General features: G+C 57.3%; 12 protein-coding genes. 7 read left to right on the top strand and 5 right to left on the bottom strand.

Annotated features, from left to right (window positions below; translation table 11 throughout):
* Window positions 1–173: 173 nt before the first annotated feature.
* On the bottom strand, window positions 174–779 hold the full coding sequence (locus ACUTJJ_RS23290; RefSeq protein WP_445543577.1) for a hypothetical protein: 606 nt from the start codon (window positions 777–779) through the stop codon (window positions 174–176).
* A gap of 297 nt (window positions 780–1,076) precedes the next feature.
* Between ACUTJJ_RS23290 and ACUTJJ_RS23285 the strand changes: the two genes are divergently transcribed.
* Window positions 1,077–1,463, top strand: coding sequence for a hypothetical protein (locus tag ACUTJJ_RS23285; protein ID WP_445543576.1), 387 nt, complete (start codon window positions 1,077–1,079; stop codon window positions 1,461–1,463).
* An 83-nt stretch (window positions 1,464–1,546) separates the two neighbouring features.
* Here ACUTJJ_RS23285 and ACUTJJ_RS23280 read toward each other — a convergent pair whose 3' ends face one another.
* A complete protein-coding gene (locus ACUTJJ_RS23280) occupies window positions 1,547–2,491 on the bottom strand; it encodes an AraC family transcriptional regulator (RefSeq protein ID WP_445543575.1) in 945 nt (314 codons plus the stop codon).
* Window positions 2,492–2,568: 77 nt separating this feature from the next.
* Between ACUTJJ_RS23280 and ACUTJJ_RS23275 the strand changes: the two genes are divergently transcribed.
* The gene (locus tag ACUTJJ_RS23275) at window positions 2,569–3,396 is read left to right on the top strand and encodes an oxidoreductase (RefSeq protein ID WP_445543574.1); all 828 of its coding nucleotides are present in this window, start codon (window positions 2,569–2,571) and stop codon (window positions 3,394–3,396) included.
* A gap of 166 nt (window positions 3,397–3,562) precedes the next feature.
* On the opposite strand, the gene ACUTJJ_RS23270 is transcribed toward ACUTJJ_RS23275, so the two are convergent.
* On the bottom strand, window positions 3,563–4,135 hold the full coding sequence (locus ACUTJJ_RS23270) for an alpha/beta hydrolase (RefSeq protein ID WP_445543573.1): 573 nt from the start codon (window positions 4,133–4,135) through the stop codon (window positions 3,563–3,565).
* 287 nt (window positions 4,136–4,422) lie between these two features.
* Window positions 4,423–5,214, bottom strand: a complete 792-nt coding sequence (locus ACUTJJ_RS23265; RefSeq protein WP_445543572.1) for an alpha/beta fold hydrolase — start codon at window positions 5,212–5,214, stop codon at window positions 4,423–4,425.
* Window positions 5,215–5,313: 99 nt separating this feature from the next.
* Between ACUTJJ_RS23265 and ACUTJJ_RS23260 the strand changes: the two genes are divergently transcribed.
* On the top strand, window positions 5,314–6,207 hold the full coding sequence (locus ACUTJJ_RS23260; protein WP_445543571.1) for a LysR family transcriptional regulator: 894 nt from the start codon (window positions 5,314–5,316) through the stop codon (window positions 6,205–6,207).
* 90 nt (window positions 6,208–6,297) lie between these two features.
* Here the strand turns inward: ACUTJJ_RS23260 and ACUTJJ_RS23255 are convergent, their stop codons facing one another.
* A complete protein-coding gene (locus ACUTJJ_RS23255; RefSeq protein WP_445543570.1) occupies window positions 6,298–6,912 on the bottom strand; it encodes a TetR/AcrR family transcriptional regulator in 615 nt (204 codons plus the stop codon).
* A gap of 79 nt (window positions 6,913–6,991) precedes the next feature.
* On the opposite strand from ACUTJJ_RS23255, the gene sdhC reads away from it, so the two are divergent.
* The 4 genes from sdhC (at window position 6,992) to ACUTJJ_RS23235 (ending at window position 10,097) form a co-directional block, all read left to right on the top strand.
* Entirely contained in the window at window positions 6,992–7,381 is a 390-nt protein-coding gene (sdhC, locus tag ACUTJJ_RS23250; RefSeq protein WP_428191316.1) for a succinate dehydrogenase, cytochrome b556 subunit, read from the top strand.
* 691 nt (window positions 7,382–8,072) lie between these two features.
* Entirely contained in the window at window positions 8,073–8,714 is a 642-nt protein-coding gene (locus tag ACUTJJ_RS23245; RefSeq protein ID WP_445543569.1) for a DUF2239 family protein, read from the top strand.
* A 22-nt stretch (window positions 8,715–8,736) separates the two neighbouring features.
* Window positions 8,737–9,192: a DUF1330 domain-containing protein gene (locus ACUTJJ_RS23240; RefSeq protein WP_445543568.1), complete on the top strand. Its 456-nt coding sequence runs from the start codon at window positions 8,737–8,739 to the stop codon at window positions 9,190–9,192.
* Window positions 9,189–10,097 carry an alpha/beta fold hydrolase gene (locus tag ACUTJJ_RS23235; RefSeq protein WP_445543567.1) on the top strand — a complete coding sequence of 303 codons (909 nt, stop codon included), beginning with the start codon at window positions 9,189–9,191 and terminating at the stop codon, window positions 10,095–10,097. Before ACUTJJ_RS23240 ends, ACUTJJ_RS23235 begins: the two co-directional genes overlap by 4 nt.
* Window positions 10,098–10,162: the final 65 nt, after the last annotated feature.

Genomic DNA, 10,162 nt, shown 5'->3' with positions numbered 1-10,162 from the left:
GGCTTGTGATAAAATGGTCTGTTGATCCAGCCCATATTCAGTCAGCAGTCAGCAGTCAGCCTAGCGCGCGGATTGTCTCAACGGATCTATGGTTGCCCCAAATTAATGGCTTGCCTGTCTTAACGTGGTATCGGAAGTGCTTGAGTCCATCTTCCCTCCTGATGCCACGAAATTTAATCGAATGTGGTGTCGAATGTCAGCGCGGCGTTGTCGCTTTCAAGGGAGTAACCGACGATATCGCAGCCACTTTTTTTACGTACCGGCGCTGCGCCTCGCAGCGTCAAAGTCTCGGTCCATCCTTCATAAAAGGCTTCGACACGGTAAGGTGCCGGCGGACATCCCTTGCGGAAAGTATAAGCTGTCCCTGAGAAAGGACCGCCCGGTTCCCATGGTTTGCCTTCGAACAGCACTTGTCCGGATTTGATGGAGGAGAGCTCTTTTCGCGGTTCGAGATAGATGATCTTGCCCTCCTTCGGCAAAACCCGCATTGCGGAACCATTATGGTTTAAGACGCGATCGTTCTCTATCTGCTGCCATTCGCCCAGAGTACTGCTGGCGTTGCGCGGCTGGGCATCCACGAGATTGGCAACTGGATATGTCATGCCGCACATCTTGAGATATTGCCCGTCACGGCTCGGCCTGAAAGTCTGAATCTGGCGGCATGCCATCTGCTGACCAAGGCGGGCTCCATCTGTCGCTTGGCATTTAACCGTAAGAATGCGCCCGTTCCGGCAGGTTATGGCACTTAATTTGAGATTTTTTGGCGCGATTTTCGGCACTTGACGCCATCCGGACCTTCCATAACCGTTTGTGACATCTGGGATTTTCTGATGAAGCTTGGCCGCAGCCAGCCATGTTTTCCTCGGCGGGTAATCTCACATTAAGTGCCAAAATCGAAGCCAGAATCTCAAATTAAATGCCCAATCTCAATTTAAGTGCCGCGCTATCTTGTTGAAATTATTGCATGCGGTGTCTCGCGATTAAATGCAAAACGACATCCATTTCACTTTGCCCTGCTCGCCGGCGGAATCGGGCTTGCCTCCTACCTTGACGGTCGGCTTGTCGGGCGCTTCGGGATGGACACGATGGCGCGGTGCGGGTTCCTCGGCCTTACGCTTGCCGGATTGCTAATGCTGGCCGCATCGATCGCCTTCGACGGCCGACCACCACTCACGCTCCTTCTGCTCTTCGGGTTCGCAGCCTTCTTCGCGATCGGCATCCTGTTCGGGAATCTCAACGCAATGGCGATGCGCTCGCTCGGACAGGTCGCCGGCCTCGGGGCTTCCCTAATCGCATCGGGATCGAGCTTGGTTGCGTCGCTCTTTGCTATCGGGCTGGGTCCGCTCTATGACGGAACTGTAAGCGTTCTGGCAGGTGGCGTCTTCCTGGCGGGTGCCGCCTCGCTATTGTTGGGGGAACTATCGGTTCGCGTCAGTGACACTCCCGTTGGAGCTGTTCGCTAATTAATTGGCTTATTTGTCACGGTAACGAACTTGGTTACGCCGGCGGCCGCATGGCGCCGAAGCGCCAAGAGTGGACCAACGCTCTATGCTCCAAACGCCAGCGCGCCAAGATGCTGTCGGACCCATCTCGCCTCTTCCGAAGCTGTGCGGCGGAAGTGCCGTTTGAAGTCGCGGCTGAACTGAGCGGGGCTGACATAGCCAACCGAGAGAGCGACTTCCGCGATCGCCATGTCCTGGCGCGCAATCATCAATCTGGCCTCATGAAGCCGCATGGCCTTGACGTATTGCATCGGGCTACTGCCGGTCAGGGCTTTGAAATGGGCGTGATAGGACGGAACGCTCATGCCAGCCTCGCTTGCCAGATCTGCGACGGAGACGTCTGAGCGGTACGTCTCACGCAGCCGTGCAAGGCTTTGCACGATTTTTCCGAGCGTACCTCTCTGCTGTAGGGCTGAGATCATCGCCCCACCCTGTGGGCCGACGAGAACCCGATAGTGTAGCTCGCGCAAGATGCCCTTGCCCAGCACCGCAGTCTCTACAGGATCAGTCAGGGCATTCAGCAGTCGCAGCAAAACGTCCAGGATATCGGGTCCCATCTTGCTGGATACGAGACTTCTTGCCCTGGCGGCCGACGTCCCGGAGGACCGAGTCTCGATGACGGAGGCGATCTCGGCCGCTAACTGCATGTCGAATTCCACATAGATCGCCAGCAGCGGTCGATCCACGCTGGCGACGGATTCCATACGGAACGGAACGGGCACGGAGACCGAGAGATAGTGCTCCTCGTCGTAGAGATAGACGTCGCCTTCCAGAATGCCCTGCTTCCGTCCTTGCAACACGAAGACGGCCCCCGGCTTGTAGAGCACCGGGACGTCATGAAGCACCATTTCCGTCTTCAGAATGCGAAGGCCGGGAAGTCTCGTCAGATTGTAACCCTCATCTGAGGCGAGCAGTCCTGCCAACTCCAGCAGCCGCCGACGAACAAGCCTCTGGCTTTCGAAATTCATAGGATTTGGCAATGAAGTCATAGAAATTGCTCTCATCAGGCTGCGACGGGGAGATTATCAGTCAACGGCAACGATCAAACAATAAGAGGATGTCGCGCATGTCTAAGAAGACCTTTTTCATCACCGGTGCCAATTCGGGCTTCGGTCTTGCAATAGCTACGGCAGCCAGCAAACAAGGCCACACGGTTGTCGGTACCATTCGCTCCGAAGCTTCGCGGGCAAGCTTTGCAGAACGCCTGCCTGCCATCCGTTCCGTTCTATGTGACGTCACCGAATTCTACCGGATACCCGATGTCGTCGAACAAGTTGAGGCAGACTACGGGCCAGTGGACGTCCTGATCAACAATGCCGGCTACGGCCATGAGGGCATCCTGGAAGAGTCGCCGCTGGAAGAGATGCGGCACCAGTTCGAAGTGAACGTATTCGGAGCGGTCGCAGTGGCGAAGGCTTTTCTGCCGCGTTTCCGTCAAAGACGTCACGGTTTTATCGTCAACGTCACCTCAATGGGCGGAATGATCACCATGCCCGGCATTGGCTACTATTGTGGCAGCAAGTTCGCCCTCCAGGGAATCTCCGAGGTCATGCGCTCAGAAATGGCGCCCTTTGGGGTGCACGTCACCACACTCTGCCCAGGCTCGTTTCGAACAGACTGGGCCGGGCGTTCGATGATCCGCACGGAAAGATCTATTTCGGACTACGACGCGTTGTTTGATCCGATCCGAGCGGCACGTCAGGAAAAGAGCGGCAAGCAGCTCGGTGATCCTGCGAAGCTTGCAGAGGCTGTCCTGGATCTTGTCGCGTCCGAAAATCCGCCGCCGCAGCTCTTGCTTGGCAGCGACGCCCTCAAACTCGTCTCTGACAGGATTAAGCGCATGCAGCAGGAGATCGAAACCTGGAAAGCCATCACGGTCTCGACTGACGGCTGAAATGTGCAGGAACGACTATGTCAGACCGCGGCGCCATCCGTGCGGCGCGGCTCGCCGCTGAATTGCATATGCGCCAACCAGTCCAGGTCGGTTTCGCTGCGGCGCAAGCAGGTCAGACGTCGGCTAAGGGCCGCCAGGCGTCTTCCGCCTCGCGCCACAGCAGACGTCATTTCGCGGGAAGGGTCGCTAGCCAGGAGCGCCCTAATATAAGATCTACGTCGTCCCGGGCCCATCCATGACCAGCATCGATGATATGCAGTGAAACGATGGCCCCAGCTCTGTGCAATTGCCCAGCAAGAACGGCAGCGTCGTCGGGGCGGCGTCGCTCGTCGCGCTCACCGGCCACAATAAGAATTGGTTTCTCCGGCATCCGCGGAAAACCGAAGCCCGGTGATAGGGGTTCGGGGCGCAAGAGAATTGCCCCTGCAAACATCTCAGGAGCAACAGAGAGCAGCGCTTCAGCAAATATTGCACCGCTAGAATATCCCACCGCAATGATATCGCCTGAGGTCGGGCGATCCGCCTCGATCTCTTGCGCAATCCAATCCATTGCCAGGCTCACGACTTCGGCAGCAGCAATGCTCCGATCAGGCTGGCGTCTGAAGAAGGTGAACCCATCCGCCTGTGCAAACTGACCGCGAGGAGCATGTAAGTGGGCGTTAGGTGCGAGCTTGCGGCAAAACTCAACCAAATCGGTTTCGTCTCGCCCCGAGCCGTGGAAGGCCAGAAGTGTCAACATGATTTCTTTCCGCGAGGAATGGCCGCCACTCTCTTGCATCCCGTCACAACAAACGTATGACCGCATTGGGCCGGACGTCGTCACGGCGCAGAAGCGCCAAAAGGAGACATAAGCTGCTCTGAGCTTGGAGGCTGGAAGGTGGCGATAGCTGTGACCCGAAGGCGCAAGAGCGACTATCAACCCGATAGTCGCCCCTTGATTTCGGCACAATTGAGTTCCTAGCGAACGTCGAACCTGCTGAATGAAACCTCAGCTTCACAAGGCCTTCTGACAAACCAACGCGTTGGTCAGAAGGCCGTGGCCAATCTTGCAAGTTCGCGCTCACAAGCAAGAACGATAGCCTTGGGGTTTTCAAGGGGCGAGAGATGACCCGTGTCGGCTAACACTTCGATGTGCGCCTCCGGCAAAATGCTGGAGTAGATGCTGCGCAAAGCTTCCACTCGCTCAACCTTGTCTTCGTCGCCCACGAGGATTTGGACCGGTGCAATTATGTTCGACACGTCCGCCTTCAGCGCCTCGACCATCCCACGTTCAATCCATTCGCGTTTTGCGCCTTCAGCACCTGCAAGCGTATCCTCAAGCACTATCGCGCGGTCTTGGGAAGAGAGCGAGTTATTAGCAAGAATCCTGAGGGCTTGGGCGACCCCCTCTGGAGACTGGTAAGATGTGAGCATCTGCTCGCGGATATCTCGTGGCACGGGCATGCCGGTTGGCGGAGATGGGGCAACGAGTATGAGAGCTTCGGGGTCCAGACCCTGCTTTGAAGCCAAGATCTGCGCGATCTTGCCTCCCATGGAATGGCCGACAAGGACCACCCGCTTCAGCCCAAGGGCCGAGATAACCTCGGACACGTCTTCGGCCATGGTCTCAAGATCATAGCGTTCATTTTGCGCCACGGATCTGCCCCATCCGCGGAGGTCGATCCGAATGCATCGGGCCTTGTCGCGAAGACCATTGACAACGTGGTGCCAGGTGCGGGCGCTGCCACCCCAATAATGAAGAAATACGAAAACGATATCTCCATGTCCTTCGTCAATGACGTGGATCCTCGCGTTGCTGGTGGTAATGAACCTGGACATGCTCACCTCCGTTTCAAAGTTGACGCTCACGTTGTACGGCATGAACGCTAATGTGATAATCATGTTAAGAATTGAAACATTCCTGCACCGGAGTGGATAATGGCTTTGGACAAGCTGACCAGTATGACGATTTTCCGTGAGGCGGCTGAGCAGGGAAGCCTCGCTGCGGCTGCCCGTAGGCAGGGGATGTCAGCCGAAATGGCAAGCCGGCACCTTAAATCACTTGAAGATCGCCTTGGTGTGCGACTGCTGAACCGCTCAACTCGAAAGCTTGCCCTTACTCCGGCTGGGCAAGCTTATCTGAACCGATGCGCAACAATTTTAGACGAGATTGCTAGCACCGAGGCCGAAGCTGCGACATTGCAGATCAAGCCAACGGGACTGCTACGTCTCACCGCCCCGCTCGCATTCGCCAATGCTGTTCTCTTACCCGCGCTTGATCGCTACTTGGACGCGTATCCCGGTGTGTCGCTTTCACTCGACCTGACGGAACGCGTCGCAGATGTAATTGGAGAAGGCATTGATGTGGCCCTTCGCCTCGGAACGCTCCCAGATAGTGCTCTAATGGCACGGCGGCTGGCAGAGTTTGCACTTTTGCTTGTTGCGTCACCCGAGTATCTCGCCAGCATACCAGGGCTTTCGAAGCCAGAGGACCTAGAAGGTCACGACGTTCTGATCTACACGCAAACGGCCCGTCCGAACCAGATAACATTAGCAAACGCTGACGGCCAACAAGTTAGCATACGCCTCAGCGGCAGGGTGAGTGCTTCGGATATCGCCTTTCTACTCGACCTTGCGCGGCGAGGCCGCGGGCCTCTACTGGCGCCTTCCTTTTTGGTAGAGGATGACCTTCGCGAAGGACGATTGCAGCGGATTTTGCCGATGTGGTCTGCGCGATCGCTGCCGTTGAACGCAATCCTTCCAAGCCGTTCCCTCGTTCCCTCAACCACCCGCAGCTTCGTCGACTTCATGTCCGAATGGTTTCGGACTTGATAGCGCACACGCAATCTTGTTCTACGGCACCTACGGAATTCAAATGCGCAGGCCTTCAACACGGGAAGCGAACGGGGCTGAACTCCCCGGTCAGGCGTCCTTCAAAAATGCTGCCAGAACCAATTCCACCAATCTGCCTGCCTTGTGTCCGCTCGCACCGCTGACAACAGGATTGTAGGACAGCGCAACAATGATCGCCACGAGTTCCTCGGCTGTGCAGGGTAGCCGCTGGTCGGGAAAAAACGGTCGCATTGCTTCGCCAACGCTACGCCAGTTCCTGTTGAAGAGAGCCGCGTATCGCTTATCCAGAGCGCCGCTGCGCTGTGCCTGCTGCATCGCCTCCAACATCATGAAAGACAAACTCTGGGTCTGACTTCGCTCTTGCGCCCATTCCGACAGGAACTCCACCATGGCCGACGGAGATGAAGCCGCCTCGATGCGCTCGATCAGGATCGGCGTGACTTTATCGGCCTGCGAGGAGATGATTTCCAGAAGCACATCTTCCTTTGACTTGAAATGCGCATAGAAAGCGCCACGCGTGTAGCCTGCCTCCGCGGAAATTTCCTCAATTGTCGCTCCGGAATATCCTTCCCGCAGAAAGACGCTTTGGGCACAGTCGAGCAGTTTTTGCCGCGTCAGCGCTCGGCTCTCTACCCGCGTCAGGCGTGGTTTTGTGATCTTAGCCTGCTTCATAAAGAGTGGCATAGCATTGCCGTTTTCAGATACATAGTGTATTTGAATTCAAAACGTATTTGAATTCTCGAGAGTCGAGTTAGAAAATCTCATGTCAGCCCGTCGCCCCAGACCCGTTTCGCCACATCTAACAGTATGGCGTTGGCAGATTTGGGCCATTGCCTCCATCACCCATCGAATAACGGGAGTGGGTCTCTACTTCGCGGGCACGGTGATGTTGACGTGGTACCTGACATCGCTTGCGACGGGACCCGAAGCATACGAAACCTTCTGCGGGTTCGCGGGAAGCTGGGTGGGACAGTTCATCTTGATCGGCCTGACATGGACACTGTTCCAGCACATGGCCTCTGGCATGCGCCACCTCTTCATGGATACGGCAAAGGGATTTGAGCGATCCGCCTCCCGTCGCTCAGCCTCCCTCACTTTTCTTGTCTCCGCGACCTTCACCGTCGCATTGTGGCTCTATATCTGGCTCACCTAGCTTGCATTCAATCACATAGGACCGGCTAGGAGCGCCGGAAGACGCATTGAAGTTTAGTTGTCTTTGCGCCTTCTCGACACTCAGCGGCGGAGGTTTTGCGCCACTCCCAATCAATTGAAATGGGTGCATTGAGAAAAGTAGACTTCAAAGTGAGCGATGTCTGCTGTCAGACTTTTTCAACGAAGGCTCTACGTGCGGAACGAAGGCAGCAGTCTGTCGGATCCCAGCCCACAATGACCGGTTTGGGCTGAACTCGGACCGTATCGCCTCATGCCTGGATGTCCGCTATCGCCAGTCGGCTCCGCAATAGCGGACAGTCCCCTCACGGCCCCTTTGCCGACATTACCAATGAACCAGGTGCTTGATCTGCCCCGTCTATCTGCCGGCACGCATTCGGAATGAAAGTATACCGGTGTTCGACTGCTTTTAAGAGCAAACCAACCGCTCGCCCGTCCAGGGTTATTCCTTCGAGGACCCATTTTGTGAGCGACGTCATTGTATGCCTTAGAAATTTACGAGTGCTGCCTCTGATATGAACTGCGCGCAAGTTTCTCCGGAGGCTGACACTAATGGCCTCGTCGGAGCCGCCATTCGCCGCGCGGGCGCAACAGCGGTATATTTTTACCCGGATATAATTGACGTGTCAATTTTGTCCGGGTATTAATCGCTTCTCTATCAAAGGGAGTGCGCAATGTTCGATCCCGCTACAAAGACCTGTACGGCGTTTGCCGGGGAAAGATTCCTGCTGAGCGCGCCGTTATCCGAGGTTGCTTTGGCGGTAAAGCGCTCTCCAGATGAGGTTGGCGCAGTCCTCGTCTTCGATGACACGACGGGGCGTCCCATCGACCTTGATTTGCGCGGAAGCGATGAAGAAGTTCTTGAAAGGTTATCGCAACCTCCGAAGGCGTACCCAGGACGCTACCGCCCCAAAACCGAGGTCGCGCCGGGCCCGACGGAGTCGGAGGAAATTCGGAGCCTCGCGCCGCGTGGCCGACCGAAGCTCGGTGTCGTCGCCCGAGAGGTGACCTTGCTGCCCCGGCAGTGGGACTGGCTGACGAACCAGCCCGGCGGGGCGTCGGCGACACTGAGGCGTATCGTCGACGAAGCGCGTAAGACAGCGAGCCCCCGCCAGCAGAGGCAGGCGGCGCAAGAGGCTGCGTATCAATTCATGCAGGCGATCGCGGGAGATCTGCCCGGATACGAAGAAGCGACCCGGGCCCTCTTCGCCGACGATCGGACATCATTGGAACAACAGATCGCAACTTGGCCTGAAGACATCCGCACCTATGCGCTGCGTCTCGCCTTCGGCGCTGGGGAGAACCAGAGCGCTTAACCCGCCATTCAACGGAACACCGATGACCAGAGCCGACTCCATTTCCTACCTCGAACCGACACAGGAGGCTGGCCGCAGGTTCGTACACCGCAACCTTGCCGGTCCCGTCGTGATGCTCAACCTGCTGCGCTTCAGGGGTGTCGCCGATTATTCGGGCCACCCTGAGCTGGCACCTGCCAGGCCGATCAGCGGTGCTGAGGCCTTCAATCTCTATGTTGAGCACACACTGCCCTTCTTACGAGAAACCGGCGGCGATCTCCTCTTTCTCGGCCATGGCGGTCCCTTCCTGATCGGCCCGGCCGATGAACATTGGGATCTGACGATGATGATCAGGCAGGCCAGTGCTGCGTCCTTCCTCTCCTTCGCCAGCCATAAGGGCTATCTCGCTGGACTTGGTCACCGTACAGCGGCGGTGATGGATTCTCGACTTCTGCCATTGTCCGAAATGGAGCTACCCGCCGGAGGAGCGAGGTCATGAATATTGTAAAGGCCAATGGCATCGAGCTCGCGTGGGACAGTTTCGGCTATGCCGATGCGGAAACGATCCTGCTGATTTCGGGGCTTGGAACGCAGATGATCCGCTGGTCCGAGCCTTTCTGTAGAGGGCTGGCCGCACGAGGCTATCGCGTGATCCGTTTCGACAACCGCGATGCGGGCCGCTCGACGCATTTCAGCGCTTCGCCCGCTCCGGATTTCGGCGCGCTCGCAACTTCCCTGATGGCCGGGCGCAGACCTGATGTGCCGTATACGCTTGACGACATGGCAGCGGATGCGATCGGCCTGCTTGATGCGCTCGGGATTGCCAAGGCGCATGTCGTCGGGCGCTCAATGGGGGGAATGATCGCGCAGGTTCTCGCGAGCGAACATGCGGATCGGGTCCTTTCGCTGACGTCGATCATGTCGAGCACCGGCAATCCGGTCCTGCCGCAGGCGGCGCCCGATGTCATGGCGATGATGATGCGCCCTGCGCCTGATCCTATGATCGATCCGGAAGGCTTTCTCGCGGTGCGCCTCGCGTTCGCGCGCAGAATCGCCGGGACGGGTTATCCCTTCGATGAAGAGGCCCATCGCGCCATGCTCCTTGATGAAGTAAGGCGTAGCTACGATCCGGGAGGCACTGCGCGGCAGATCGCTGCCATGGCGGTGGCTGGAGACCGGCGAGCACACCTCGCAAACATCACGGTCCCGACACTTGTCATCCACGGCGTCGATGATCCATTGATCCCGCCCGCCTGCGGTCAGGACACGGCGCGCTCCATACCGAACGCGGTCTACCTGCCCATCGAGGGCATGGGTCATGATTTGCCACGAGACGTTGAAGAACGGACCATCAACGCGATCCGCAAGGTGATGGCAGGCCAATCGTCGGCTGAAGGCATCTGACCATGTCACAGGGAATGGAAGGATGACGCCGGGCGTCACCTTCCATTCCCTGTGACAGTAGACTC

The organism is Agrobacterium sp. DKPNP3, assembly GCF_052686535.1.
Note: the sequence above shows the minus strand (reverse complement) of the source record. Positions and strands in the feature narration are given on the sequence as shown.

What these genes read in the sequence shown, in the direction of transcription:
- ACUTJJ_RS23285 (WP_445543576.1), top strand. Translation starts at nt 1,077, where the DNA reads ATGGACACGATGGCGCGGTGCGGGTTCCTCGGCCTTACGCTTGCCGGA.
- ACUTJJ_RS23280 (WP_445543575.1), bottom strand. Translation starts at nt 2,491, where the DNA reads ATGACTTCATTGCCAAATCCTATGAATTTCGAAAGCCAGAGGCTTGTT.
- ACUTJJ_RS23275 (WP_445543574.1), top strand. Translation starts at nt 2,569, where the DNA reads ATGTCTAAGAAGACCTTTTTCATCACCGGTGCCAATTCGGGCTTCGGT.
- ACUTJJ_RS23270 (WP_445543573.1), bottom strand. Translation starts at nt 4,135, where the DNA reads ATGTTGACACTTCTGGCCTTCCACGGCTCGGGGCGAGACGAAACCGAT.
- ACUTJJ_RS23265 (WP_445543572.1), bottom strand. Translation starts at nt 5,214, where the DNA reads ATGTCCAGGTTCATTACCACCAGCAACGCGAGGATCCACGTCATTGAC.
- ACUTJJ_RS23260 (WP_445543571.1), top strand. Translation starts at nt 5,314, where the DNA reads ATGGCTTTGGACAAGCTGACCAGTATGACGATTTTCCGTGAGGCGGCT.
- ACUTJJ_RS23255 (WP_445543570.1), bottom strand. Translation starts at nt 6,912, where the DNA reads ATGCCACTCTTTATGAAGCAGGCTAAGATCACAAAACCACGCCTGACG.
- sdhC (WP_428191316.1), top strand. Translation starts at nt 6,992, where the DNA reads ATGTCAGCCCGTCGCCCCAGACCCGTTTCGCCACATCTAACAGTATGG.
- ACUTJJ_RS23245 (WP_445543569.1), top strand. Translation starts at nt 8,073, where the DNA reads ATGTTCGATCCCGCTACAAAGACCTGTACGGCGTTTGCCGGGGAAAGA.
- ACUTJJ_RS23240 (WP_445543568.1), top strand. Translation starts at nt 8,737, where the DNA reads ATGACCAGAGCCGACTCCATTTCCTACCTCGAACCGACACAGGAGGCT.
- ACUTJJ_RS23235 (WP_445543567.1), top strand. Translation starts at nt 9,189, where the DNA reads ATGAATATTGTAAAGGCCAATGGCATCGAGCTCGCGTGGGACAGTTTC.